The sequence below is a fragment of the Dyella sp. genome, from assembly GCF_035685805.1.
GTDB lineage: Bacteria > Pseudomonadota > Gammaproteobacteria > Xanthomonadales > Rhodanobacteraceae > Dyella_A.
The window spans coordinates 1-25,384 of record NZ_DASSAB010000006.1; the positions used below are offsets into that span (position 1 = coordinate 1).

A 25,384-nucleotide genomic window follows, 5' to 3' on the forward strand; every position below is an offset into this window, starting at 1 on the left:
GCCGACATGAAGACCAACGTGATCGCGCTGATCGAAACCTTCATGCGCTTCAAGCGCGAACACTATGTGCCGAAGCGCAGCATGATCATGGTGTTCTCGGGCGACGAGGAGACCGACATGGCCTCGACCCGCGAACTCGCCAGGCGTTACCACGATGCCGAATTCCTGCTCAACGCCGATGCCGGCGGCGGCACCCTGAACGCGCAAGGCAAGCCGGTGGTGTACGAAATCCAGGCCGCCGAAAAGACCTATGCCGATTTCAAGTTGACCGTCACTTCGGCCGGCGGCCATTCCAGCGAACCCGATGTGCCGAAGAACGCGATCTATCGACTGGCCAAGGCGCTCGAGCGCGTGGCCGCGTACCAGTTCCCGGTGCAGCACAGCGAGATCACGCTGGCTTCGTTGAAGGCGACGGGCGAGCACAACACCGGCCCGATTGCCGAGGCGATGCGCGCGTTCGCCGCGAATCCGGAGGACGCCAAGGCCGCCGCGGTGCTTTCGGCCGATCCGGCCTACGTCGGCCAGATCCGCACCACCTGCGTGGCCACGATGCTGGATGGCGGACATGCGTTGAACGCGCTGCCGCAGCGTGCCGATGCCAACATCAACTGCCGCATCTTTCCCGGCACGCACATTGCGTCGGTGCAGGCAACGCTCGCGAAGGTGATCGACGACCCGAGCGTCAAGATCACGGTGCGCCCGCCACCGCCTGTGGAAAGCCCGGCATCGCCGTTGCGCAAGGACGTAGTGGATGCCGTCAGCGCCGTCGTGCATCAGCGCTATCCCGGCCTCGACATCGTTCCGGGCATGTCGGCCGGCGCGTCGGACAGCATGTATTTCCGCAATGCCGGCGTGCCGAGCTACGGCGTCGATCCGAGCTTTTCCAAGCCCAACGACACCTTCGCACACGGGCTGAATGAAAAGCTGCTGGCGTCGAATGTGCCGTGGGCGCTGGAGTTCTGGCACACGCTGTTGACGAAACTCAGCCGGTGACGCGCCTTGGGCGGACCTTCGGGACCCGCTAGAATGGCGGGTTTGCGCTTTTCGCGAACCCGCTTTCCATGTCCGACCACGCCACCGAAACCCGACGCCGCCGCACCTTCGCGATCATCTCGCACCCGGACGCCGGCAAGACCACGTTGACCGAAAAGCTGCTGCTGTTCGGCGGTGCGATCCAGATGGCCGGTGCGGTGAAGTCGCGCAAGTCCGCGCGCCATGCGACGTCCGACTGGATGGCGATGGAGAAGGAGCGCGGCATTTCGGTGACCAGCTCGGTGATGCAGTTTCCGTACGAGGGGCGCATCGTCAACCTCCTGGACACACCGGGCCATGCCGACTTTTCCGAAGACACCTACCGCGTGCTGACCGCGGTCGACTCCGCGCTGATGGTGATCGACTGCGCCAAGGGCGTGGAGGAACGCACCATCAAGCTGATGGAGGTGTGCCGGCTGCGCACCACGCCGATCATGACCTTCATCAACAAGCTCGACCGCGAGGGCCGCTCGCCGATCGAGCTGATGGACGAAGTGGAGTCGGTGCTGGGCATCGCCTGCGCCCCGGTGACCTGGCCGATCGGCATGGGCAAGCGGCTCAAGGGCGTGTACCACCTGTTGCTGGACGAGGTGCACGTGTTCGAGCCGGGCAAGAACTTCACCCGCCAGGACTCGACCATCTTCAAGGGTCTCGACGCGCCCGGCGTGCTGGAGCGCGTCGGCGAGGAGGCCATGCGCGAGCTGCGCGAGGAACTGGAGCTGGTGCAAGGCGCGGCGCCCTCGTTCGATCCGGAGGAATATCTCGCAGGACGACAGACGCCGGTGTTCTTCGGCTCGGCAGTAAACAACTTCGGCGTGCAGCTGCTGCTCGATTTCTTCGTCGAGCACGCGCCCTCGCCGCGCCCGCGCGGCACGCTCACCCGCACCATCGCGCCGGAAGAGGAAAAGCTCTCCGGCTTCGTGTTCAAGATCCAGGCGAACATGGATCCGGCCCACCGCGACCGTGTGGCCTTCATGCGCGTGTGCTCGGGCACCTATACCGCCGGCATGAAGATGCTGCAGACGCGCACCGGCAAGGAGGTGCGCATTGCCAACGCGCTGACCTTCATGGCCAGCGACCGCGAGATCGTCGAAACCGCCTATCCCGGCGACGTGATCGGCCTGCACAACCACGGCACCATCACCATCGGCGACACATTCACCGAGGGCGAGCCCGTCAGCTTCACCGGCATTCCCAACTTCGCGCCGGAGCTGTTCCGCCGCGCGCGGCTGCGCGATCCGCTGAAGATGAAGGCGCTGCAGAAAGGCCTGGCGCAGCTGTCCGAGGAGGGGGCCACGCAGTTCTTCCGTCCGCTGATGTCCAACGACCTGATCCTGGGCGCGGTGGGCGTGCTGCAGTTCGACGTGGTCGCGTATCGGCTGAAGGACGAATACAACGTGGACGCCAGCTTCGAGCCGGTGAGCGTGAGCACGGCGCGCTGGGTGCACTGCGACGACGAGAAAAAGCTGGCCGAGTTCCGCGAGAAGAACGCGATGAACCTGGCCATCGACGGCGCCGGCGAGCTGGTCTACATCGCGCCCACGCGGGTGAACCTGCAGCTGGCACAGGAGCGCTGGCCGCAGGTGCGGTTCTCCAACACGCGCGAGCACGCGGCCGCGGTGGAGATGTGAGCGCCGCGCCGCGCGCGCCGGCTGGAGTGGCCATCGACGATACCGCCATGGCCTTCGTCACGCCGGCAGATGCGCCGCGCTGGAAACGCTGGCTGGTGTATTCGCCGCTGGCGCGGATCGTCATCTTCGCGCTGATCTTCCTGCTGCTTAGCATCATTGCCGGTGCCGCAGTCGGGGCCATCGGCTGGACCGCCAAGGGTGCCCCGCCGTTGCAGCGCGCGGGGGGACAGCTGCTGGTCAACGCCCTGCCGGCCCTGCTGGCCTACCTGGTGCTGGTGCTGGCCATCGAGCGCCGCGCGCCGGCCGAACTTTCGCTGCGCACGCTGTTGCCGAAAGCCGCACTCGGCCTGCTGGGCGGGCTGGTGCTGTTCAGCACGGTGGTGGCGGTGCTGTGGCTGCTGGGCGTGTACCACGTCACCGGCCTGCAGCCGGACGCCCCGTGGCTGCCGGCTCTGCTGGTGGTCGGCCTGGGCGCCGGCATCGGTGAGGAAATCATCAGCCGCGGCGTGCTGTTCCGGATCACCGAGGAAGGCCTTGGCACCTGGCCGGCGCTGGCCGTATCGGCTGCCTTCTTCGGTGCCGCCCATATCGCCAATCCCGGCGCCACGGTGTGGAGTTCGGCGGCCATTGCGATCGAGGCCGGGCTGCTGTTCGGCATGCTCTATCACGTGACCCGCTCGCTGCCGCTGTGCATGGGCGTGCATGCGGCGTGGAACTTTGCCCAGGGCACGATCTACGGCATCCCGGTGTCGGGGATGGCGGGCGCCGGCTGGCTGCAGTCGCACCGCACCGGCCCGGACTGGCTCAGCGGCGGCAGTTTCGGCGCGGAGGCCTCGGTCGTGGCGCTGGCCGTCTGCTCGCTGGTCACGGTTGCCCTGGTGCGGGTGGCGCGCCGGCGCGGCTCGCTGGTGCCCCTGCTCGCGCGGAACCGCGCTCGGCGCCTACCGTCGACGGCAGCACACCGGTAATCTGGTCCTCACAGCCGACTGTCCGGGGATCCCGGGCGGCGGTGGCGAGGGCCGACGCCGGCCTGCCGATCCCATCGACGGAACCTGCATGTCCACCCCACCGCCACGACGTCGCTACTCCTGGCTGGCGCACCAGCCAATCCAGAACAAGATGCTGCTGGCGATCTCGCTGCTGCTGGCACTGTTCCTCGTCGCCAACGCCGCCGCGATCTATTCGCTGCAGCAGCAGGACACGACCCGCCGCTGGGCGTCGCACACCTACCAGGTGCTGCTGGAGCTCGACCACACCCGCCGGTCGGTGCTGGACAGCCAGGTCGGTGCGCGCGGATTCCTGATCAACGCGAGCGAGGCCGAGCTGGCCAGCTACGTCGATGCGAACAAGTCGGTAGTCGCCAGCATCGACAGGCTGCGCACGCTGACCGGTGACAACCCGCTGCAGCAGGGCCGGCTGGACCGGCTGAGCGCGCTGGTGCAGGCCTGGCAGGCGCAGGTGGACACCTGGGTGTTGCATCCGGTGCGGCGACTGCAGGGCGGCGACCCGGCCAGCCGCGCCCTGGCCAGGACGCAGGCGCAGGACGACTACATGGACCACCGCGCGGTGCGGGTCCCGGAGCTCACCGCGATCCTCGACCAGATGGCCCAGACGGAACGTGGCCTGCTTGCCGAGCGCGAACAGGCGCTGATCTCGCTGCTGCGTACCACCCGCAGCATCGACGTCGGTTCGGCCGTGCTGTGCCTGTTGCTCGGCCTGGCCGTGCTGCGGCTGACCGCACGCCTCGTCACCCAGCCGCTGCGGCGCATGACCGAGCTGATGACGAGGCTGGCGAACCACGACCACACCATCCAGATCCGCCGGGTGGAACGCCGCGACGAGATCGGGCAGATCGCCAATGCCCTGCACGTGTTCAAGCAGATGGCCATCGACACCGCGGCGCAGACTCGCTTGAAAGGCCAGCTGGCGGACATCTCGCGGCAGCTGCAGGAAGCGGCCGACCACCGCACCTTCGCCGGTTGCCTCACCGGATTGCTGGCACCGCTGATGAAGGCCGGCGTGGCGATGTTCTACGCCTATGACGAAGGCCGCCAGCGGCTGGATCTGCTGGGTAGCTATGGCCTGCGCCTGGGCGCGCGTCCCAGCGACCGGTTCGTGCCGGGCGAGGGCCTGGCCGGGCAATGCGCGCTGGAGCGCCGGCCGATCGTGGTCGACAACGTGCCGGACGACTACGTGCAGATCGACTCTGCCACCGGTGCGGCGCGGCCGCGGCACGTGGTGATCCAGCCCGTGCTGACGCACGATGCGCTGGTCGGGGTCCTGGAGCTTGCCACCTTCGAGCCGCTGGACCCTTTGCAGCAGCAGCTGATGGACGAACTGCTGCCGCTGATCGCGCTCACGCTGGAAAACCTCAACCGCTCCGTGAGCACGCGCGAGCTGCTGGAGCAGACGCAGGAGCAGGCCGACGAACTGCGTGCGTCCGAAGACGCGATGCGCCGCCAGCAGCAGGCGTTGCGCGACATCAACGAGGCACTGCAGACGAAAACGGCGGAGCTGGAAGAGCAGTCGCAACGGCTGATCGAGTCCGAAGAAGAACTGCGCGTACAGACCGAGGAACTCCAGGCCTCCAACGAGGAGCTGCGCGAGAAGACCGAGCGCCTCAACCGCCAGCGCGAGGTGCTCGAAGACCTGCAGGAAGACACCGAGCAGAAGGCCGCCGAACTGGCCCGGGCGAGCCAGTACAAGTCCGATTTCCTCGCCAACATGTCGCACGAGCTGCGCACGCCGCTCAACAGCCTGCTGATCCTCTCGCGCAGCCTGGCCGACAACGACACCGGCAACCTGGACGACGAGCAGATCGAGTCGGCGCGGATCATCCACGATGCCGGCTCGAACCTGCTGCGCCTGATCAACGACATCCTCGACCTGTCCAAGATCGAGGCGGGCAAGATGGAACTGGTGGTGGACGAACTGCCGCTGGCGCAGCTGGAACAGACGCTGCGGCGCACCTTCAACCACGTCGCCCAGCAGCGCAAGCTGGACTTCCACATCACACTCGCCCCGGACCTGCCGGCGATCATCAGCACGGACGGGGCGCGGCTGGAACAGATCATCAACAACCTGCTGAGCAACGCGTTCAAGTTCACTGCCAGCGGCAGCGTGAGCCTACACGTGAGCCGGCCCGAGCCCGGGCAGATCGTGCCGGAGGCGCTGCGCGGCCAACCGCTGATTGCCATGGCGGTGCGAGACACCGGCATCGGCATCGCCGCGGACAAGCTGCAGCGGGTGTTCGGCGCCTTCGAGCAGGTGGACGCAGGCACCAGCCGGCAGTACGGCGGTACCGGGCTCGGGCTGGCGATCTCGCGGCGCATGGCCGAGTTGCTTGGCGGCGACATCACCCTGCAGAGCCAGCACGGAGAGGGCAGCACGTTTACCCTGCTGCTGCCGGAGCACGTCGACGCCAGCGCCGCCGCGACCGAGGCGCCGACCGGGGCAGCGGAGCCGCCACGCGCGCCGGCGCCGCACGGCAGCGCCGCGGTGCTGCCGCAGGGCATCCCCGACGACCGCGAGCAGATCGCCTCCGGCGACACGGTGATCCTGGTGATCGAGGACGATCCGTCGTTCGCGCGCATCCTGGCCGAGATGATCCGGCGCAAGAACCACCGCGTGCTGGCCGCCAGCGATGGCGAATCGGGCCTGCAGCTGGCGCGGCAGTACCTGCCTACCGGCATCCTGCTCGACGTGATGCTGCCGGGCATGGACGGCTGGACGGTGATCGAGCGGCTCAAGGCCGACCCGGACACGCGGCAGATCCCGGTGCACTTCATCTCCGCCACCGACGAAGCCTCGCGCGGACGCGAGCTGGGCGCAGTAGGTTTCCTGACCAAGCCGGTCAGCCGCGAGGCGATCACCGGCGCGTTCGAGAAGCTGCTGCACTTCGCCGAGGGCAGCACCCGGCGCCTGCTGATCGTCGACGACGACGATGCCTCGCGCGCCGCCGTGCGCAGCATGCTGCGCAACGACGCCGTCGCCATCGAGGAGGCCGCCAGCGGCGAGGAGGCAGTGGCCAAGATCGCCCAGGGGCGCTTCGACTGCGTCGTGCTCGATCTCGGCCTGCCGGGCATGTCCGGACTGGAACTGCTCGAGCGCCTGGCCCAATCCGAGGCCGGCGTGCCGCCGGTGGTCATCTATTCCGGGCGTGACCTGAGCCGGGAAGAGAACCTGGTGCTGCGCCAGTACACCGATGCGATCGTGGTGAAGGGCGCGCGTTCGCCGGAGCGGCTGCTGGACGAGGTCAGCCTGTTCCTGCATTCGATCCGCCACGCACCGCGGCGCGCGCTCAACGAAACCAGCGACGCCGCCGAACTGACCGGCCGCAAGGTGCTGCTGGTGGACGACGACATGCGCAACCTGTTCGCGCTGTCCAAGGTGCTGCGCGGCTGGGGCCTGACCGTGGCGATGGCGCAGGACGGCTACAAGGCGTTGCGCGCGTTGCAGGACGATCCGAGCATGGAACTGGTGCTGATGGACATCATGATGCCCGGCATGGACGGCTACGACACCATGCGCGCGATCCGCGCCCAGCCCGCGCTGGCTAATTTGCCGATCATCGCGCTGACCGCCAAGGCGATGCGCGGCGACCGCGAGAAATGCCTGGAGGCCGGTGCCAACGACTACCTGTCCAAGCCGATCGACATCGACCGGCTGTCGTCGATGATCCGCGTCTGGCTACAGCGGTAAAGCCGATGGACACGAGCCCGACCGACCTGGAACAGATCGAGTTGTCGCTGTTCGTGCAGGCGCTGCGCGAGCGCTATGGTTACGACTTTGCGCAGTACGCCCCCGCGTCGCTGACGCGGCGCGTGCGCCAGCTGGTGCGCGACCACCATTGCGGCACGGTGACTTCGCTTACCGGGCGGCTGCTGCACGAGCCGGCGTTCCTGCCGCTGGTGCTGCAGGGGCTGTCGGTGCCGGTGTCGGAAATGTTCCGCGACCCGCCGGTGTTCCGGGCGCTGCGCGACCGCGTGCTGCCGCTGCTGGCGTCCTACCCGCGCATCAACATCTGGCAGGCCGGCTGCGCCTACGGCCAGGAGGTGTATTCGCTGGCGATCCTGCTGGAAGAGGCGGGGCTCTACGACCGTTGCCAGATCTACGCCACCGACTTCAACGAGCAGGCGCTGGAGCAGGCCCGCGAGGGCATCTACCCGGCCACCGAGGCACAGCAGTGGTCGCGCAACTACCAGGCAGCCGGCGGCGCGCATTCGTTGTCGGACTATTCCAGCGCGCGCTATCAGTTCCTCAAGCTCGACGCGCGGCTGCGACGCAACATCAGCTTCGCCAACCACAACCTGGTCGCCGACGAAGTGTTCTGCGAGGCGCACCTGGTGCTGTGCCGCAACGTGTTGATCTATTTCACCAACGCGCTGCAGAACCGCACCTTGGCACTGTTCCGCGACAGCCTGGTGCGCGGTGGTTTCCTGTGCCTGGGCATGCGCGAGAATCTCGACTTCGCTCCGGTCGCGAGCGACTTCACCGCACTCGACCCGGCGCTGCGCCTGTACCGCCGCAACCGCGACGGCGCGGCACGCGATGCATGAAACCGCAGGTGATCGTCATCGGCTGTTCCATGGGTGGCTTCAACGCCCTGCGCACCGTGCTTGGCGGGCTCGACCGGAGCCTGCCTGCGGCCGTCATCGTGTGCTGCCACGCGGGGCCCGGCTCGGATGTGGAGGTACTGTGCGAGCTGCTCGGTACAACCTGCGCGCTGCCGGTGGTCGAGGCACGCGAACGTGAACCGGTGCGCCCCGCGACGGTGCAGGTGGCACCGGGCGGTTATCATCTGCTGGTCGAGCTCGCACGCCGCTTCTCCCTGAGCGTGGATGCCCCGGTGAGCTACGCGCGACCATCGATCGACGTGCTGTTCGCCAGCATCGCGGACAGCTATGGCAAGGACGCAGTGGGCGTGGTGCTCACCGGCGCGAACGCCGACGGTGCGGAGGGCCTGCAGCGGATGCGCGGGCGCGGTGCGCTGGCAGTGATACAGGACCCGGCCACGGCCGAGGCGGCGCGGATGCCGCAGGCGGCACTTGATCGCGCAGGCGCCGATCATTGCCTCGCGCTGCATGCGATACCCGGCCTGCTCAACCGCCTTTGCCTCGCGTGAGTGCCATGCTGCCCAAGATCCTTGTCGTCGACGATACCCATGCCAACCTGGTCGCCATGCGCCGGCTGCTGGCGCACTGCGGTGCGGAACTGCATGAAGCGCGCAGTGGCAACGACGCGCTGGCGCTGTGCCTGGATCACCAGTTCGCGCTGATCCTGCTCGACGTCAACATGCCCGAGATGGACGGATTCGAGGTGGCGGCCCTGCTGGGTGAAACCGAGGAGACCCGCGACACGCCGATCATCTTCGTGACCGCGGCGTACGCCGACGACCTGAACAAACTCAAGGGTTATCGCTCCGGCGCGGTGGATTACATCGCCAAGCCGATCAACGACGTGATCATGCAGTCGAAGGTGCGCGTCTTCCTCGACCTGTACAACGCGCGCATCGAGCTGGAGAGCACGCTCGCGGCACTGTCCGAGCGCAATCGCCAGCTGCAGGCAGAGATCGCAGAGCGGCAACGGATGGAGGCGCAGATGCGCCATCAGGCGACCCACGACATGCTCACCGGCCTGCCGAACCGGGCGCTGTTCCACGACCGCCTGCAGCATGCGATGCGGCGCGCACCCCGTGCGGATGCCGGTTTCGCCCTGGTGCTGCTGGACATCGACGGCTTCAAGGCCGTCAACGATACCTACGGACACCCCGCCGGGGATGCGCTACTGCAAGCCATCGCGCAACGCCTGAGTGCGCAGGTGCGCAGCAACGACACCGTGTCGCGGCTGGGCGGCGACGAGTTCGCGCTGATCCTTGAGGACGCCGCCGAGCTGGCGCTGCTGATGGATCGCTGCGGGCAGATTGGCGCCGCGCTGGCCGAGCCATACCCGCTGCACGGGCATGACGGCGATTTCGTCGCGCGCGTGAGCGCCAGCCTCGGCATTGCGCTGTGGGAAGGCCTCCGGCAGAGCGACGAGCAGCTGATCCAGGCCGCGGACCGCGCGCTGTATCGGGCCAAGGCAGCGGGCAAGAACCGGTGCGTGCTGGGCGGCCGCGCTGCCTGAACCTCGCTCGGTCAGCGCACGGCGCGCAGTGACACCCATATCGTCACGGTCGTTTCGAATACCGCCTCGCCCGCGCTGTCGCTGATGCGTACGGATACTGGCCATTCGTCGCCGTGCGGCGATGTGGCGCTCGGCACGGCGCCGGTGGCCGCGGCGTGCATGGCGCCACCGGCCCGCCCGAGACAGGCCACGGTCATGCCTTTCGGGATCCAGCGCATGACCGGTGGGTTCGCGGCATCGCTCATCACTCCGGCTCGGAGCTCGGCCATGTTGCGCAGGGCGATCGCCCCGTATCGCGCCGAGAGGATTGCACGCGCCGGCGGTCGCGCGTGCTCCGTTCACCGTGAGCCGGCCCGAGCAGCACGAAGCGCGACGTGATGGTCGCGAAGTACGGGGCCTTCAGACACACCGCCTGCAAAAACAGCCAGCGGCCGAGCGGCCGAGCGGCCGAGCGGCCGGCGGATCATCTGGCGGTTCAGCGCGAGCACGTTGGCGGACAGGGCGAATGGCGGACAAAAGAACAGCGGCCGAAGCCGCTGTTCGATCCCTGCCGTGTGGGTGAAGCTCAGGCCGCGTCGGCCAGGCCCTTGGCCGACGACTCGCCACGCACCACCGCCGCACCGAGCTCCTTCGGGTCGAAGTCGTCAACCGAAATGAACTCGTAGCTGGCGTCCCGCACGCGCTTGAGCAGCGCCGCCTCGCTATCGGTGATGGCGCCGGCCTTAACCGCCTCGAGCAGCTGCGCGTCGTACTCGTGCGAAACAAACTGGCCGGCCTTCTGCGCCTTCTGGAACTTGCGCTCCACCGGCTCGGCCGCGATCACGTCCGGCAACAGCGCGCACAGACGGCCGACGGTGTTGTTGGCGGTCGGCGTGAGATACGCCCACTGCGTCAGGCGGTCGCGCGCCTCGCCCGGTGCGGTAATCAGCGCGGCCACGCGCCGACCCAGCCGATCCGACGGCGGCACTTCGCGGCGACCGAACGGGAACACCAGCACGCGCAGCAGCCAGCCCACCGGGCGCACCGGGAAGTTGCGGATGGCACCATCGAGCGCCATCTGCATCCGCCACACGCACTCGTGGAAGGCCCACGCCAGCAACGGGCGATCCGCCTCGGGCCGGCCGGTGTCCTCGTAGCGCTTGAGCATGGCGCTGGCGATGTACAGGTAGCTCAGCACGTCGCCCAGCCGCGCGGAAAGCTTTTCTTTGAACTTCAGCTTGCCGCCGAGCACTCCCATGAAAACGTCCGCGCACAGCGCCAGTGCGGCCGAGTAGCGGTTGAGCTTGCGGTAGTAGCGGCGGGTGTACGCATCGCCTGCCGTCTCACCGATGGCCGAGCCGGTGATGCCCAACGTGAAGCTGCGCACCGCGTTGGACAGGCCGAAGCCGATGTGGCCGAACAACGCGCGGTCGAACGTCCGCAGACGGTCGCCGTAGTCGGCGATCGACAGCGCCTGCATCTCCTTGAGCACATACGGATGGCAGCGGATCGCGCCCTGACCGAAGATCATCAGGCTGCGCGTCATGATGTTCGCGCCCTCCACCGTGATCGCGATCGGCACGCCCTGCCAGGCGCGGCCGGCGTAGTTCTTCGGCCCAAGCTGCACGCCCTTGCCACCATGCACGTCCATCGAATCGCCCGCCACCACGCGGCCCCACTCGGTGGCGTGGTACTTGGCGATGGCCGACGGCACGGCCGGCTTTTCACCGCGATCCACCGCCGCCGCCGTGGCGCGCGACAACGCTGCCGTGGCGTAAGTCAGCCCGCCGATGCGCGCGAGCGCCTCTTCCACGCCCTCGAAGCGGGCGATCGAAAGGCCGAACTGCTTGCGCATGCGGGCGTAAGCGCCGGTGGATGCGACCGCCATCCGCACACCACCGGTGGCATTGGACGGCAGCGAGATGGCGCGGCCCACGGACAGGCATTCGACCAGCATGCGCCAGCCATGCCCTGCCATGTGCGGGCCGCCGATCAGCGTGGTGATGGGCGCAAACACGTCCTTGCCGCGCACCGGGCCGTTCTGGAACGGAATGTTGAGCGGGAAGTGGCGACGGCCGATCTCCAGGCCCTTGGTCTCGCGCGGCAGCAGCGCCAGCGTGATGCCGAGATCTTCCTTGTCGCCCAGCAGGTGGTCCGGGTCATACAGGCGGAAGGCCAGGCCGACCACGGTGGCGACCGGCGCCAGGGTGATGTAGTGCTTGCTGAAGGTCAGGCGCATGCCCAGCGTTTCGACGCCATCGACCACCTGCTTGCAGACAATGCCGTAATCCGGGATCGAGGTCGCATCGGAGCCGGCATAGGGACCGGTGAGTGCGAAGCACGGGATCTCGTCGCCCACGGCCAGCCGCGGCAGGTAGTGATTCTTCTGCTCTTCGCTGCCGTAATGGAGCAGCAGCTCGGCCGGCCCGAGCGAGTTCGGCACGGCGACGGTGGAGGAAACGGTGGCCGACATCGTCGACAGCTTTTGCAGCACTGCCGAGTGGGCCAGCGCCGAAAATTGCAGGCCGCCGTACTGCTTGGGAATGATCATGCCGAAGAACTTGTGCTTCTTCAGGTAATCCCACACCGCAGGCGGAAGATCGCCCAGCTCGTGGGTGATCTGCCAGTCGTCGATCATGCTGCACAGCTCTTCGACCGGACCGTCGAGGAACGCCTGCTCCTCCACGCTGAGCTCTGGTTTCGGCTGGCTCAGCAACTGGTGCCAGTCCGGCTTGCCGGAGAACAGCTGGCCCTCGAAGCCGACGGTGCCCGCCTCCAGTGCGGTCTGCTCGGTGTCGGACAACTTGGGCGTGACCTTGGTAAAGATCTTCAGCAGCGGCGCGCTGATCTGCCTGCGGCGGAATGCCGGCATCAGCAGGGGCACGGCAATGACCGCCTCGATGATCAGCAGGATCACCATCGTCACCCATGCCCCGGTCAGCAGGCCCACGACCACGGTGGTGACGGCGGTAGCAACGGCCCAGGTGCGCAGGCCGGTGCGATGGTAGGCGCAGGCGCCGGAGGCGATCAGCGCCGCCAGCAGGGTCAGTATCACGGACATCTCGACACCCTCGTTGGTTGGTGTTGCAGGTTGTTGCTTGACAGGTTGGCCGCCAGCGACGGATCGAGCTGGCGCAAAAACGCGGCGATCTCTCGCGTGAACGCATCGTTGGCGTCGCCGGCCAGCATGTGCGTGGCGGCCGGCATTTCGACATGCTGCGCGTGTGGCACGAGCTGGCGGAACTCGGCGATCGTTTCCCGCGAGACCACATCGCTGCGGCCGCCGGAAATCAGCAGGACGGGCACATCCACGCGTCCCGCGGCCGCCATCAGGCGCGGCTGGTAACGCTCGCTCTCGCTGACGACGCCCTGGAGCATCGCGGGGTCCCAGTGCCAGCGCAGGCGTCCGTCGGCTCCTTCGCGCAACAGAGGGCGAAGCTGCTCTTCAGTCTTGCGCCCGCGCTGCGGCAAGTAGGAGGCGACCTCCTCCGCGGCATGTGCGTAATCGGCAAAACCTTCCGGGTGGGCCTGCATGAACGCCAGGATTCGCTCGACGCCCGCGGTTTCCCAGCGCGGAGTGATGTCCACCAGCACCAGCGCCCCGAACGGCGACGGCAGCGACTCCCCCGCGACCACCAAGCCGATCAGGCCGCCCATCGAGGCGCCAACCAGCACCGGCGGCGTCGGCTGGGCGCGCGCCACGCGTGTCAGATCATCGGCAAACTGGTCGATCTGGTAACCGCCACCGGGCAGCCAATCGCTCTCGCCATGGCCCCGGCTATCAAAGCAGACGCAGCGGTATCCCTCGGCAGCCAGGGACTGCGCGCTGGCGCTCCACGCGCCGCGGGTCTGGCCAAAGCCGTGTGCGAACAACAACGCGGGATGCCCGTCAGCACGGTGCGTCTCCACCGACAGGTGCAGGCCGTCGGCGGTAGGGACGCGTGACTGGGCGGGGATGGCTGATACCATACGCTTGAGTATGGGGTGCGCTGGCGGCGGGCGTCAACCTGCGCCGCAACATGTACTGGTGCCCTGCGGCCGAAGCTCGAACGAGCCATTGCCCCGGCATTGCGGTGGCGCGCTGCACATTGCAAAGGCAGGGGCGACGGCTACCATACGCAGATGAATGCAAATGCCAAACCGGAACGCACCCGCCTCTGTGCCGAGGACTGGGAAGAAGCGGCGCTTCTGCTGATCGCCGAACAGGGCGTCAACGCCGTGGCGGTGGAGGCGCTGGCACGCCAGCTAGGCGTGACCAAGGGCAGCTTCTACTGGCATTTCCGCACGCGCGAGGCGCTGGTCCAGGCGGCGCTGGAGCGCTGGGAGCTGTATGCCGAGCGCGAGATCATCAGCCAGATCGAGGCAATTCCCGACCCGCGCGTGCGCCTGCCCGAGCTGTTCCGCCGCGTGGCGCACGAACTGCAGCCGCACCGCGTCTACGCGGCCCTGCTGAAGGCACTGGACCACCCGCAGGTGGTGCCGGTGATGGCGCGGGTATCGCAGCGGCGGATGGAGTTTCTCAATACTGCCTATCGCGAAGCGGGCATGCCCGCCGCAGAGGCGTTGAACCGGGCCCGACTTACCTACGCCGCCTACGTGGGCTTTCTGCAGCTGAACTTCACCCTCGGCCTACCCCGTATCAGCCACGACGAGTTCGACGCCTACGTCGAACACATGATCGCCACGCTCATTCCGGCCTAATCCGGCGTGCTGGCGGTGCAGACGGCGCCCCCGGGCGCCGTTTTTGTTGCACGCATCCTTGCAATGCCAGTGCACGCAAACTACCGTGCCCGCTCTATTTTATGGCAAGACCACGAGCGAGGATGTCATGGCGAGCAGGTTGCAGGCGCTGGAGCGCTGGGTGAACGAGACGGCGGCGCTGACGCGTCCGGCGCAGATCCACTGGTGCGACGGCAGCGATGCCGAGTACGCGACCCTGGTGCAGCAGATGCTTGCCAGCGGCGACCTGGTGGAACTGAACCAGGAGACGCACCCCGGCTGCTACCTGCATCGCTCCAGCCCTTCGGACGTGGCGCGGGTGGAACACCTGACGTTCGTCTGCACCGACGCACGCGAGGACGCCGGTCCCAACAACCACTGGATGGATCCGGCGCAGGCGCACCAGAAGATGGACGCGCTATTCGACGGCTGCATGCAGGGCCGCACCATGTACGTGATCCCCTATTGCATGGGGCCGATCGACTCCCCGCTGTCGCGCTGCGGCGTGGAAATCACCGACAGCCCTTACGTCGTCGCCAACATGCGCACCATGACCCGGATGGGTGCGCCGGCACTGGCGCGGATCGAACGGGAGGGGAGCTTCGTCAGGGGTTTGCACTCCACCGGTGAGCTCGACCCCGAGCGCCGTTTCATCATGCACTTCCCCGATGAGCTGACGATCAAGTCTTACGGCTCTGGCTATGGCGGCAACGCGCTGCTGGGCAAGAAGTGCCACGCGCTGCGCATCGCCAGCCACCAGGCGCGCAAGGAAGGCTGGCTGGCCGAGCACATGCTCATCGTCGGCATCGAGAACCCCGCGGGCGATACGCATTACATCGCCGCCGCCTTCCCGTCCGCCTGCGGCAAGACCAACCTCGCCATGCTGATCCCGCCCGAGGGCTACCGGCACGAGGGGTGGAAGGTATGGACGGTTGGCGACGACATCTGCTGGATGCGTCCGGGGGAGGATGGCAGGCTCTATGCGATCAATCCCGAGGCCGGCTTTTTCGGTGTCGCCCCCGGCACCAGCGCCAACAGCAACCCCAACGCACTGGCCAGCGTCGCACGGGACACCATCTTCACCAATGTTGCGGTGACCGCTGACAACCAGCCCTGGTGGGAGGGCCTGCCGGGCGAGCCGTCGCTCGATTGGCAGGGCCGGCCGTACGACCCGGCCAACGGTCCGGCTGCACATCCCAACGCGCGCTTCACCGTAAGCGCGCGGCAGTGCCCGACGTGGTCGGAGAAAGCCGAAGATGCGGGCGGTGTTCCGATCAGCGCCATTGTTTTCGGTGGCCGTCGTCCGTCGCTACTGCCGCTGGTGATGCAGGCCCGCGACTGGACCCACGGCGTGCTCATGGGTGCAGCCATGGGTTCCGAAACCACCGCCGCCGCGACCGGTGCCGTCGGCGTGCTGCGCCGTGACCCCATGGCGATGAAGCCGTTCTGCGGCTATCACTATGGCGACTATTTTGCCCATTGGCTGTCGTTCGATCAGCCGAACGCCAAGCTGCCGGCGATCTTCCACGTCAACTGGTTCCGCAAGGGTGCCGACGGTCGCTTTCTTTGGCCGGGCTTCGGCGACAACCTGCGCGTGCTGGAGTGGATGATCGCCCGCGTCGAGGGCAAGGCAAAGGGCGCGGAGAGCGCCATTGGCGTCCTGCCGGCCCCTGGCGAACTGCGGCTTGATGGCTTGTCGCTGCCGCCGGCGGACCTGGCGCAGTTGCTGGCGGTGGATGACGCCGGCTGGCGTGAGGAGCTGTCGGCCATCGGTAGCTACCTGGGGGAGTTCTCCCCGCGCCTGCCGCAGGCGCTTGCCGACGAACAGCAGCGGATGGCCGCCGCGCTCGCCGAGCAGGCTCCGCGCGTGAGGCAGGCCAGCACCGGCTGAGCGTGACCAGACGGGCACCGGAACACCAGGTCGGTTCAAACCTTTCCGGGTGGCGAGGCATCTGAGCTGGCAAGATGACCGCCGCCTGTCTCGCCACCGGATACCCGATGACGCCTGCATCCACTGCAGCGCTTCCCGATGTGGAGGACGTGCGCGATGCCGTGGCGGGTGATCGTGCTGCTTTCCAGCGTCTGTACCGGCGCCACGTGGACCGGGTCCATGGCGCCGTGTTGCGGCTGGCGGGCTATGACCACGCCCGCGCCGAGGACCTGACCCAGGACGCGTTCGTGCGGGCCTGGCAGAAGCTGGCGGAGTTCCGGCACGAGAGCGCCTTCGGCACGTGGCTGTACCGGCTGGCGGTGAACGTGGCGCTGATGGACATCCGCGCACGCAAGGCCGCGCCTGTGGGCTACATGGACGAGAACGCGCTGCCCGAGCAGGCCGACACGCCATTCTGTGCAGCCGAGCGCGAAGAGCTCGAGCGTGCCATCGGCGCACTGCCACCACGGGCACGCGCCGTACTGGTCCTGCACGACATCGAAGGCTGGAAGCATGAAGACATCAGCCGCGAACTGGACATGGCAGTGGGGACCTCCAAGGCGCAGCTGCACCGCGCCCGGGCCCTGCTGCGCAAGCTGTTGGGAGAAACCGCATGAACGATCTTGCATGGCGACGCCAGATGCGCGAGTTGCGCCAGCCACAGCCACCCTCGCGCGACCTGTGGGCCGCCATCGAGCAGTCGCTGGAAGCGGCGCCCGGTCTGGTGTCGACCGTATCCACCGAGCGGTCGGGCCCGCGCACCCCGTGGTGGCTGGCCGCCAGCCTCGCGGCGGTCACCGTATTGGCAGTGGGGCTGATGCACCAGGCCGACACCGCGGCACTGACGTCGGCGCAACTTGCCGAAGCGCCTCGCTGGAAACCGGACGATCCGCGTCTCGCCGGTGCGGCGATCGAACTCAACGCGGCCCAGTATGAACTTCGCCAGGCGATCCAGCAGGCACCGGATTCGTCCGCGCTGCAGCGCCTGCTCGACCGCACGGAACAGCAACAATCCCGACTTCGCCAGCTCGGCCACGGCGCCAGCTGACGCCAGGAGATCGCCCATGAAACCCGCACGCTTTCTACCGCTTGCCGCCCTGCTGTACGCCGGCCTCGCCAACGCCGATACCCCGCTGGACCTCACCCATCCGGCTACTGCCCATGGCCACGTGAGCATCAGCAACATCAAGGGCGAGGTCACCGTAACTGCCTGGGACCGCAACGAGGTGCACGTGAGCGGCCGCCTCGGTGACGGCGCCCGGCCGCTGAACATCACCGGCCCGGACGATGCGCTGGAGATCAAGGTGCAGGCCCAGGGCAAGTCCGGTTTCTTCAATTGGGGCAGCGACAACGCGATGGGCCCCACCACGCTGAACGTGCAGGTGCCCCGCGGCACGTCGCTTGATGTGGATGTCGTGAGCGCGCCCCTGGTGGTCGACGGACTCGACGGCGGCGCAGTTTCCGTGAACTCGGTCAGTGGCAGGATACGCATCAATGCGCAGACGCCGTCGCTCGAGGTGGACAGCGTCAGCGGCAGCATCGAGCAAGCCGGTCATGCGCGCACCGCCAGCCTGCAGACGGTGAGCGGCGACATCCTTGCGCCGGGCCTTGGCGACGAGGCCGAGCTGGAAACGGTCTCCGGCCAGATCCAGGTGCGCGGTGGCCCGTGGCGCACCTTCACGCTGAGTACGGTGTCCGGCGATATCGACGTCAGCGGCGGCCCCACGGACGGCGGCAAACTGACCATCGACAGCATGAGCGGTGACGTGCAGTTGATGCTGCCCGGCGAGCTCTCCGGCACCATCCACGCCAGCAGCTTCAGCGGCGACCTGCGCAGCGACTTCGGCAAGCCCGAACGCAACGAGCACGGCCCGGGCAGCGAGCTCAACGCAACCCAGGGAAACGGTGCCGCACGAATCGCGATCGAAAGCTTCAGTGGCGACGTACGCATCCGCAGTCGCGGCAAGTAACGGTGCCGCCCGCTCACCAGGCGGGAGCACCCAACGAAAAAGCCGTCGCATGCGACGGCTTTTTCGTTGGGGAGATCGTGAAGATCAGGTTCCGGAAAGTGCAGCCATCGCTGGCTCAAAGATCCTGGTGGTACTGCACGTAAGGCGTACGCGACTGATCCGGCTCAGGCCCCGCCGGCGTATTCACCGGTGATCCCGACGACCACAGGTTCTGCGCGCCGACGCTCAACTGGCCCTGCCAGGGCAGCTTCCAGGTCACGCCGAAATCGATGCTGCTCCAGCGGCGGTCCACGCTGTAACCGCCGGGTAGTCCCGCTGCGGGCTGCATCACGCGCCCGACCAGGCTTCCGCTCAAGGGGCCACGGTCGACACCGAAGCTCAGCGCCTTCTGGTCCAGCGTGTCCACGCCAAGCAGATTACCGGGCAACAGATGGATCCTGCCGACGCTGGCGCCCAGGTCGATCCCGCTGTTGCCGTCCAGCGCCAGCCGGCCGCGCGCGTTGAGCTGCGCACTGCTGTCGAAGGCATTGAGCCCGTTGACGCCTGGCGAAACCCCCGGCAACACGCGCGGCAGCCGGGCGGCGCCGTTGGCCTTGTCGGTACCGACACTGAGACCAAGGCTGTAGCGTCCCGCCACGTAGGTGGCACCCACTTCACTGCCAAGCACCCGGTACGGCGTGTTGTTCCACGCATGCTCGACCAACCCGGCATGCGCCTGCAACGAGGGTGCGATGCGATATTGCGTGGTGCTGCCAAGCAGGCTGGAGGTGTCTGCAGCACCAAAGGCAAGCGACATGTCGCCCGCCGCGGGGGCGACCAGACGATCGTCCGCACGCACCAGCAAGCCCGGGTTCGAGCCTCCGAGCCACATGGGCGCGCTGAAATCCGTATCGCGAGCCGACGCCGGTGTCTGGGGGGCCAGCAGCTGCTGCGCCATGTCCTGGCTGTCCGCCGCCCATGACGGCTGTGCCGCAACCAGCGGCAGCAGGGACATCACGGAAAGAGCAAGCAGGCGGCGCATGGGCAGTCAGGATCCAGTGCAGGTACGCGCTCAGTATATCCGGCTTTACATTTAACTAACAGCAGGGAAAGCCGGTGCAGCGCACAGATTCGTATGCGTTACGGCTCCCTCGGACCTCTGTCGTCGATCGGGGTTCCGCGGCTGGAACCCCCGCCCGATGCCGCTTCGGCCGGCGACAAAGCCCAGCGGGCAAGCTATAAAGGGCGCCTGACGCATTTCACCCCGGGTTCACCCCATTCGATGAGCTTTGCGCCCATTCAAAGCGCGTCCGGTGCCAACCGGACCGGCGGCGGGTCCGCTGCGCTGCATGGCGCCATCGAGCAGCTGTTCGGCGCGGCTGATGCCGCGGCCGTCACCGAAGTATGCGAGCGGCTGCTTGCCGTGTTCGGTATTGCCGGGCGCCTGCGCTGGCGGCTGCACGGCGACAGCTGGATTCCCGACCCCGGCGTGCGCCAGGTGGATCTCGCCGATGATCCGCAGGGCTTGCGGACCGTCGTGCTCGAATACGCTGGCGCACCGGTAGGTTCCGGAGCGGAGGCCGACATCGCCTGGCTCGGCCGGATCGTGTCGACCCGCCTGCGGCAACTGGCGGAGACCGCGCGACTGTACGAGGCGATCTCCCGCCTGGCTCTGGCAGAGCGCCTGCAGCGGGCGCTGTACGCGATCGCCGAGCAGGCCGGAACCGACCAGAACATGCCGGACATGATGCGTGCCCTGCACGGCATCGTCGGCAGTCTGATGTATGCCGAAAACTTCTACATCGTGCTCTACGACGAGGCGAACGACAGCGTCCGCTTTCCGTACTACGTGGACACCATGGACCGCGATCCGCCCTCGCCGGACGAGAGCGTGCTGCTGCGGGAGATCCAGTACAGCCTGACTTGGAACCTGCTCAAGAGCGGCCAGCCGATTATGGGCTCGATCGACGAGGTGGCCCAGCTGCTGCAGGGGCAGCTGGTGCCGATCGGCCCGAACTGCGAGCACTGGCTGGGCGTGCCCCTGTTGCGCGAGGGTCGCGTAGTCGGCGGCATCGTGATGCAGAGCTACCGCGCCGATACCCGCTATACCTCCAGCGACCGGGAACTGCTCACCTACGTCGCCCAGCACGTGCAGACAGCGCTGGAACGGCGGGCCGCCCACGCCGAACTGGAGCGGCGCGTCACCGACCGCACCGCGGCGCTGCGCGAAGCCAACCGCGTGCTGCGCCAGCAAGTACTGCAGCGCCAGCGTGGCGAGCGGCTGCAGGCCGCGCTGTTCCGCATTGCGGAAATGGCCAGCGCGCCGGAAAGCCTGGAGGGTTTCTACGCGGCGGTGCACCGGATCATCAGCGGCCTGCTGTATGCCCGCAATTTCTATATCGCGCTGGTGGACGAGGACAACCAGCTGCTGACCTTCCCCTACTCCGTCGACGAGGTGGACAGCGTGCGGCCACCGCGCTCGCACGGTCGCGGCGCAACCGAATACGTGCTTCGGCACGGCAAGCCGCTGCTCGCCGATCCGGCCGAGATCGACCGGCTGGTGGCACTGGGGGAGATTCGCCAGTTCGGCACCCGCTCGGTCTGCTGGCTTGGCGTACCGCTGGTGTGGAACGAGCGCGTGATGGGCGTGCTGGCGGTGCAGAGCTACTCGCCCGAACACACCTACAGCGCACGCGACCAGGAACTGCTCACCTTTGTCAGCTACCACATCGCCAATGCGCTGCAACGCAAGCACACCACCGAGTCGCTCAAGCAGGCCTACGCCAGCCTCGAGCGCCGTGTCGACGAGCGCACCCGGGCGCTGGCCCTGGCCAACCGCGACCTGCGCGAGCAGATCGCCGAGCGCGAGCGGGTGGAGCGCCGGCTCAAGTACGAGACGCTGCACGACTCGCTCACCGGCCTGCCCAACCGCACCCTGTTACTGCAGCGACTCGACCACGCACTGACCCAGTACAAGGCCGATCCGCAGCGCCTGTTCGCGGTGCTGTTCATCGACCTGGACCGCTTCAAGGTGATCAACGACTCCGTCGGACATCTGGTGGGCGACGACCTGCTGTTCCAGGTCGGCGGACGGATCCGCGCCTGCCTCAAGACCCGCGATCTGGTGGCCCGGCTGGGCGGCGACGAGTTTGCGGTGTTGCTGGACGGCATCGCCGGCGAGGAGATGCCGCTGCAGATTGCCGAACGCATCATCACGGAGCTGCAGGTGCCGTTCCGGCTCGGCATCAAGGAGATCTTCACCTCCGCCTCCATCGGCATCGCGCTGCCCTCGCCGCACTACCAGCAGCCGGAGGAGCTGCTGCGCGACGCCGATGCGGCGATGTACAGCGCCAAGGACGATGGCCGCCATCGCGCCGCGCTGTTCGACGACCGCCTTCGCCATGAGGCAATGTCGCTGCTGGAGATGGAGGGCGACCTGCGCCGGGCACTTTCGCGCAACGAGTTCGTGCCGTACTACCAGCCGGTGGTGTCGATCGCCGACGGCTGCATCGTCGGCTACGAGGCGCTGCTGCGCTGGAACCACCCGGAGCGGGGCCTGCTCTCGCCGGGCGATTTCCTGATCGTGGCCGAGGAAAGCGGCTGCTCGGAGAGCATCGACTGGCAGATCTTCGATCAGGTGTTCGCGCAGACACTGGCGCTGACTCGTGGCGAGGGTTTCATCAGCATCAACGTGTCTGGCCGGCACTTCCGCCTGCCCGACCTCGACGAGCGCCTGCTCGCCGCCATGGAGCGGCACAACGTGCCGGCCAGCTGCATCCGCATCGAGGTAACCGAGCGCGCGCTGCTGGAGAACCCGCCCCAGGTGAAGCGCATGCTGGAGAACCTGCGCCAGCGCGGCATCATGATTTCACTGGACGACTTCGGTACCGGCTACTCCTCGCTGAGCTACCTGCACCAGTACCCCATCCAGACGTTGAAGATCGATCGCTCGTTCATCACCGAGCTGCCGTCGGACATCGCTCACCTGGACGGCAACCAGGGGTTTGCCGTCGTGCGCGGCATCCAGGTGCTGGCCGATTCGCTGCAGATGCAGGTGATCGCCGAAGGCATCGAGGAGGAGTATCAGCGCGAAGCGCTGCTGCGCATCGGCACCCGCTATGCGCAAGGCTTTCTGTTCTCGACGGCCCAGCCGGCGTCGCGCTGGCTCGGGCCCGGTGCACCGACCCGGCTGCCGTTCGCCGCAGCCTGAAGCACATGGTGTTCAGGCGCGCTGCCGGAACGGCTCCTTACTGTGCCGTGGTAGGCGGTTCGGTACCGCCCGAATCACTCAGCAGGTGCTCCGCATCGATCGCGTCGAACGTGTAGCGCTGGGCGCAGAATTCGCAGATCACCTCGATCTCGCCATTGCGCGCCGCCAGCGCCGCCTCCACCTCGTCGCGCCCGAGCGCGCGCAGCATCGCCGACACCCGCTCGCGCGTGCAGCTGCAACCGAAGGCCAGCGGGCGTGGTTCGAACAGCGTCACCTGTTCCTCGTGATACAGCCGATAGAGCAACTGCTCCGGCGCGGTGGCGAGCATCTCCGTGGCCCCGAGCGTGGCCGTGAGGTGCTCGACGCGTGACCACGCATCGTCGTCGTTGACGGCGTCGTGCCCGCCCTCGCCCGGCAGCTGCTGCAGCATCAGGCCCACCGCATGTTCGCCATCGACCGCCAGCAGGATGCGCGCCGGCAACTGCTCCGACTGCCTGAAATAGTTCTCCAGCGCCGCCGTGAGGTCGGGCTGCTGCAGATCGACCAGCCCCTGATAGCGCTGGCCGCGTTCGGCCTGGCCGATGGTGATGGCCATCACCGCGCCGGCCAGCTCGCTGAGCACCAGCGGCTCGGGCAGCGGCCCGTTCCACCGGGCCAGTCCGCGAAGGCGGCCGCGGTCGGTGCACTCGGTGAACAGCATCCGCAGCGCGCCGCTGCTCTTGAGCTCGATCGACAGCGCACCGTCAAGCTTGATGTTGCCGGTCAGCAAGGCACTCGCTGCCAGCGACTGTCCCAGCAGCGCCCGCAGCGCCGGCGGGTAATCCGCCCGCCCGGCGACCTCGCGCCACGCGGGCCCCAGGCGCACCAGCACCCCCCGCACGCCGGCGCGTTCGAGTACGAAACGATGCAACACATCTTTGATGACGGTGGTTTCCACAAGCAACCTCACACGTTCGTCCAGCCCCGCGAGATGGGGGCGCCGCACCGGTACTGCAACGGCCCGCCGGCAGGGTCCCCCTATACTGCGGGTTTTCGCTCGCGAGTCGGCCGCCCATGTCGCCACGCCTCCGCCTCATGCGCCTGCTGCGCTGGACTGGCCTGCTCGCGCTGAGCTGGATCGCGCTGAGCTGGCTGTTCGTGCTGGTGCTGCGCTTCGTGCCGCCGTGGACGTCGGCGGTGATGCTCGAGCGGCAGCTGGATGCGTGGGTCGATGGCGAGCACGACGTCACCCTGCACCACCGCTGGGTGCCGTGGTCGCAGGTATCGCCCTGGGTGCCGCTGGCCATGGTGGCCGGCGAAGATCAGAAGTTTCCGTTCCATCACGGTTTCGACTTCGACTCGATCCAGGACGCGCTGGACGCGGCAGACCAGGGAAAACGTCTGCGCGGCGCCAGCACCATCAGCCAGCAGACGGCCAAGAACCTGTTCCTGTGGAACGGCCGCAGCTTCGTGCGCAAGGGGCTGGAGGCTTATTTCACGGTGCTGCTGGAAATCACCTGGCCGAAGCAGCGCATCCTCGAGGTGTACATGAACATCGCCGAGCTCGGCGATGGCATCTATGGCGTCGGGGCAGCAAGCGATGCGTTCTTCCACCAGCCGCCGGCGCGCCTCGGTCCGGCCCAGGCGGCCCGGCTGGCCGCGGTGCTGCCGAGTCCGCGCCGATTCCACGCGGACCGCCCCAGCGCATACGTGCAGCGTCGTGCGGCGTGGATCCAGCGTCAGATGGCCCACCTGGGCGGCCCGGACTACCTGCGTGGCGATGCGCCGCCGGCCAGCAGCGATAGTCGATAACCGCCGGCCGCCGACGCTTGGTTTCTGGCGTGCGGGCTTCTAGCATGCCGGCCAACCTCCCACGGCGCTGCCCATGCCACTGCTTACCATCGTGGTGCCTGCGTACAACGAGTCGAGCGTGCTCGCCGCGTTCCATCAGCGCGTGATGGCGACCCTCGACACGCTCTCGCTGGAGGCCTGCCTGCTGTACGTCGACGACGGCAGCAGTGACGACACCTGGGAGCAGATCGAGGCGCTGTGCGCCGACCCCCGCGTGGGCGCGCTGCGCCTGTCGCGCAATTTCGGCAAGGAGGCGGCGCTCACCGCCGGCCTGGATGCGGTGACCGAAGGTGCCGCCGTGGTCATCGACGCCGACCTGCAGGATCCACCCGAGCTGATTGCCGAACTGGTTGCCCAATGGCAGGCCGGCTATGACGTGGTGTACGCCACGCGCAGCGCGCGCGCGGGCGAGACGCGCCTCAAGCGCTTCACGGCCGCGGCGTTCTACCGCTCGATGGAAGCGATGTCCGAAACCCCGTTGCCGCGCGACACCGGCGACTTTCGCCTGCTGTCCCGGCGGGCGCTCGATGCGCTTGGCCAGTTGCGCGAGCGCCAGCGCTTCATGAAAGGCCTGTTCACCTGGATCGGTTTCCGGCAGACCGCGGTCAGCTACCAGCGCGAGCCGCGGCGCGCCGGGCACAGCAAGTGGAACTACTGGCGCCTGACCCAGCTGGCGATCGAGGGCATAACTTCGTTTTCCACCGCACCGCTGCGGCTGGCGACATGGGTCGGGCTGGGCGCGGCGGCGTTCGCCTTCGTCTACGGCCTGTGGGTGATGCTCAAGGCGCTGCTGTGGGGCGATCCGGTACGCGGCTATCCCACCTTGATGGTGGTGATCCTGTTCCTCGGCGGCGTCCAGTTGCTGGCGCTAGGAGTCATCGGCGAATACCTCGGACGGAATTACGCCGAGAGCAAGCAGCGGCCGCTGTACTTCATCGCGGAGCGGCGCGGGGCCCGCGGCCGCTGAGCGCTTCACACC

General features: G+C 67.6%; 21 protein-coding genes. 15 read left to right on the forward strand and 6 right to left on the reverse strand.

Annotated elements, in window-relative coordinates:
• The 7 genes from VFG40_RS00875 to VFG40_RS00905 form a co-directional block, all read left to right on the forward strand.
• Positions 1 to 993 (forward strand): M20/M25/M40 family metallo-hydrolase (locus VFG40_RS00875; protein ID WP_324893911.1); only part of this gene is annotated, 993 nt, incomplete at its 5' end.
• A gap of 68 nt (positions 994 to 1,061) precedes the next feature.
• Positions 1,062 to 2,663, forward strand: coding sequence for a peptide chain release factor 3 (locus tag VFG40_RS00880; protein ID WP_324893913.1), 1,602 nt, complete (start codon positions 1,062 to 1,064; stop codon positions 2,661 to 2,663).
• 32 nt (positions 2,664 to 2,695) lie between these two features.
• Entirely contained in the window at positions 2,696 to 3,631 is a 936-nt protein-coding gene (locus tag VFG40_RS00885; protein WP_324894068.1) for a CPBP family intramembrane glutamic endopeptidase, read from the forward strand.
• Positions 3,632 to 3,719: 88 nt separating this feature from the next.
• Positions 3,720 to 7,364, forward strand: a complete 3,645-nt coding sequence (locus VFG40_RS00890; RefSeq protein WP_324893915.1) for a response regulator — start codon at positions 3,720 to 3,722, stop codon at positions 7,362 to 7,364.
• 5 nt (positions 7,365 to 7,369) lie between these two features.
• Complete coding sequence (locus VFG40_RS00895) at positions 7,370 to 8,221, forward strand: CheR family methyltransferase (RefSeq protein ID WP_324893917.1); 852 nt, start codon at positions 7,370 to 7,372, stop codon at positions 8,219 to 8,221.
• Positions 8,222 to 8,229: 8 nt separating this feature from the next.
• Entirely contained in the window at positions 8,230 to 8,787 is a 558-nt protein-coding gene (locus VFG40_RS00900) for a chemotaxis protein CheB (RefSeq protein ID WP_324893919.1), read from the forward strand.
• Between the two features lie 5 nt (positions 8,788 to 8,792).
• Positions 8,793 to 9,788, forward strand: coding sequence for a diguanylate cyclase domain-containing protein (locus VFG40_RS00905; RefSeq protein ID WP_324893921.1), 996 nt, complete (start codon positions 8,793 to 8,795; stop codon positions 9,786 to 9,788).
• Between the two features lie 11 nt (positions 9,789 to 9,799).
• On the opposite strand, the gene VFG40_RS00910 is transcribed toward VFG40_RS00905, so the two are convergent.
• From VFG40_RS00910 to VFG40_RS00925, 4 genes are all read right to left on the reverse strand, one after another.
• Positions 9,800 to 10,033 carry a DUF4442 domain-containing protein gene (locus VFG40_RS00910; protein WP_324893923.1) on the reverse strand — a complete coding sequence of 78 codons (234 nt, stop codon included), beginning with the start codon at positions 10,031 to 10,033 and terminating at the stop codon, positions 9,800 to 9,802.
• Complete coding sequence (locus tag VFG40_RS00915) at positions 10,033 to 10,197, reverse strand: hotdog family protein (protein WP_324893925.1); 165 nt, start codon at positions 10,195 to 10,197, stop codon at positions 10,033 to 10,035. The genes VFG40_RS00910 and VFG40_RS00915 overlap by 1 nt, the downstream gene beginning before the upstream one ends.
• A gap of 156 nt (positions 10,198 to 10,353) precedes the next feature.
• Positions 10,354 to 12,828 (reverse strand): acyl-CoA dehydrogenase, encoded by a 2,475-nt coding sequence (locus VFG40_RS00920; protein WP_324893927.1) that lies wholly within the window; start codon positions 12,826 to 12,828, stop codon positions 10,354 to 10,356.
• Positions 12,819 to 13,736: an alpha/beta fold hydrolase gene (locus VFG40_RS00925; RefSeq protein ID WP_324893928.1), complete on the reverse strand. Its 918-nt coding sequence runs from the start codon at positions 13,734 to 13,736 to the stop codon at positions 12,819 to 12,821. Before VFG40_RS00925 ends, VFG40_RS00920 begins: the two co-directional genes overlap by 10 nt.
• A gap of 153 nt (positions 13,737 to 13,889) precedes the next feature.
• Here VFG40_RS00925 and VFG40_RS00930 point away from each other — a divergent pair, with 153 nt between their 5' ends.
• The 5 genes from VFG40_RS00930 (at position 13,890) to VFG40_RS00950 (ending at position 18,386) form a co-directional block, all read left to right on the forward strand.
• Positions 13,890 to 14,468 (forward strand): TetR/AcrR family transcriptional regulator, encoded by a 579-nt coding sequence (locus tag VFG40_RS00930; RefSeq protein ID WP_324893929.1) that lies wholly within the window; start codon positions 13,890 to 13,892, stop codon positions 14,466 to 14,468.
• 85 nt (positions 14,469 to 14,553) lie between these two features.
• Entirely contained in the window at positions 14,554 to 16,377 is a 1,824-nt protein-coding gene (locus VFG40_RS00935; protein ID WP_324893930.1) for a phosphoenolpyruvate carboxykinase (GTP), read from the forward strand.
• A 107-nt stretch (positions 16,378 to 16,484) separates the two neighbouring features.
• Entirely contained in the window at positions 16,485 to 17,033 is a 549-nt protein-coding gene (locus VFG40_RS00940; RefSeq protein WP_324893931.1) for an RNA polymerase sigma factor, read from the forward strand.
• Entirely contained in the window at positions 17,030 to 17,464 is a 435-nt protein-coding gene (locus tag VFG40_RS00945; protein ID WP_324893932.1) for a hypothetical protein, read from the forward strand. Before VFG40_RS00940 ends, VFG40_RS00945 begins: the two co-directional genes overlap by 4 nt.
• A gap of 16 nt (positions 17,465 to 17,480) precedes the next feature.
• Complete coding sequence (locus VFG40_RS00950) at positions 17,481 to 18,386, forward strand: DUF4097 family beta strand repeat-containing protein (protein WP_324893933.1); 906 nt, start codon at positions 17,481 to 17,483, stop codon at positions 18,384 to 18,386.
• A 115-nt stretch (positions 18,387 to 18,501) separates the two neighbouring features.
• Here the strand turns inward: VFG40_RS00950 and VFG40_RS00955 are convergent, their stop codons facing one another.
• Complete coding sequence (locus VFG40_RS00955; protein WP_324893934.1) at positions 18,502 to 19,407, reverse strand: hypothetical protein; 906 nt, start codon at positions 19,405 to 19,407, stop codon at positions 18,502 to 18,504.
• 240 nt (positions 19,408 to 19,647) lie between these two features.
• On the opposite strand from VFG40_RS00955, the gene VFG40_RS00960 reads away from it, so the two are divergent.
• Positions 19,648 to 22,575, forward strand: coding sequence for a bifunctional diguanylate cyclase/phosphodiesterase (locus VFG40_RS00960; RefSeq protein ID WP_324893935.1), 2,928 nt, complete (start codon positions 19,648 to 19,650; stop codon positions 22,573 to 22,575).
• A gap of 37 nt (positions 22,576 to 22,612) precedes the next feature.
• Here VFG40_RS00960 and hslO read toward each other — a convergent pair whose 3' ends face one another.
• On the reverse strand, positions 22,613 to 23,512 hold the full coding sequence (hslO, locus tag VFG40_RS00965; protein WP_324893936.1) for an Hsp33 family molecular chaperone HslO: 900 nt from the start codon (positions 23,510 to 23,512) through the stop codon (positions 22,613 to 22,615).
• Between the two features lie 116 nt (positions 23,513 to 23,628).
• Between hslO and mtgA the strand changes: the two genes are divergently transcribed.
• Both mtgA and VFG40_RS00975 read left to right on the forward strand, forming a co-directional pair.
• Positions 23,629 to 24,366 carry a monofunctional biosynthetic peptidoglycan transglycosylase gene (gene mtgA, locus VFG40_RS00970; RefSeq protein ID WP_324893937.1) on the forward strand — a complete coding sequence of 246 codons (738 nt, stop codon included), beginning with the start codon at positions 23,629 to 23,631 and terminating at the stop codon, positions 24,364 to 24,366.
• Between the two features lie 73 nt (positions 24,367 to 24,439).
• Positions 24,440 to 25,372, forward strand: coding sequence for a glycosyltransferase family 2 protein (locus tag VFG40_RS00975; RefSeq protein ID WP_324893938.1), 933 nt, complete (start codon positions 24,440 to 24,442; stop codon positions 25,370 to 25,372).
• The last annotated feature ends 12 nt before the right edge of the window (positions 25,373 to 25,384 follow it).

Bases quoted from the DNA above. Each gene is read 5' to 3' on its own strand.
- VFG40_RS00890 (WP_324893915.1), top strand. From the start codon at position 3,720: ATGTCCACCCCACCGCCACGACGTCGCTACTCCTGGCTGGCGCACCAG.
- mtgA (WP_324893937.1), top strand. From the start codon at position 23,629: ATGTCGCCACGCCTCCGCCTCATGCGCCTGCTGCGCTGGACTGGCCTG.
- VFG40_RS00945 (WP_324893932.1), top strand. From the start codon at position 17,030: ATGAACGATCTTGCATGGCGACGCCAGATGCGCGAGTTGCGCCAGCCA.
- VFG40_RS00910 (WP_324893923.1), bottom strand. From the start codon at position 10,033: ATGAGCGATGCCGCGAACCCACCGGTCATGCGCTGGATCCCGAAAGGC.
- VFG40_RS00975 (WP_324893938.1), top strand. From the start codon at position 24,440: ATGCCACTGCTTACCATCGTGGTGCCTGCGTACAACGAGTCGAGCGTG.
- VFG40_RS00880 (WP_324893913.1), top strand. From the start codon at position 1,062: ATGTCCGACCACGCCACCGAAACCCGACGCCGCCGCACCTTCGCGATC.
- VFG40_RS00955 (WP_324893934.1), bottom strand. From the start codon at position 19,407: ATGCGCCGCCTGCTTGCTCTTTCCGTGATGTCCCTGCTGCCGCTGGTT.
- VFG40_RS00950 (WP_324893933.1), top strand. From the start codon at position 17,481: ATGAAACCCGCACGCTTTCTACCGCTTGCCGCCCTGCTGTACGCCGGC.
- VFG40_RS00960 (WP_324893935.1), top strand. From the start codon at position 19,648: ATGAGCTTTGCGCCCATTCAAAGCGCGTCCGGTGCCAACCGGACCGGC.
- VFG40_RS00930 (WP_324893929.1), top strand. From the start codon at position 13,890: ATGAATGCAAATGCCAAACCGGAACGCACCCGCCTCTGTGCCGAGGAC.
- VFG40_RS00925 (WP_324893928.1), bottom strand. From the start codon at position 13,736: ATGGTATCAGCCATCCCCGCCCAGTCACGCGTCCCTACCGCCGACGGC.
- VFG40_RS00920 (WP_324893927.1), bottom strand. From the start codon at position 12,828: ATGTCCGTGATACTGACCCTGCTGGCGGCGCTGATCGCCTCCGGCGCC.
- VFG40_RS00940 (WP_324893931.1), top strand. From the start codon at position 16,485: ATGACGCCTGCATCCACTGCAGCGCTTCCCGATGTGGAGGACGTGCGC.
- VFG40_RS00905 (WP_324893921.1), top strand. From the start codon at position 8,793: ATGCTGCCCAAGATCCTTGTCGTCGACGATACCCATGCCAACCTGGTC.
- VFG40_RS00895 (WP_324893917.1), top strand. From the start codon at position 7,370: ATGGACACGAGCCCGACCGACCTGGAACAGATCGAGTTGTCGCTGTTC.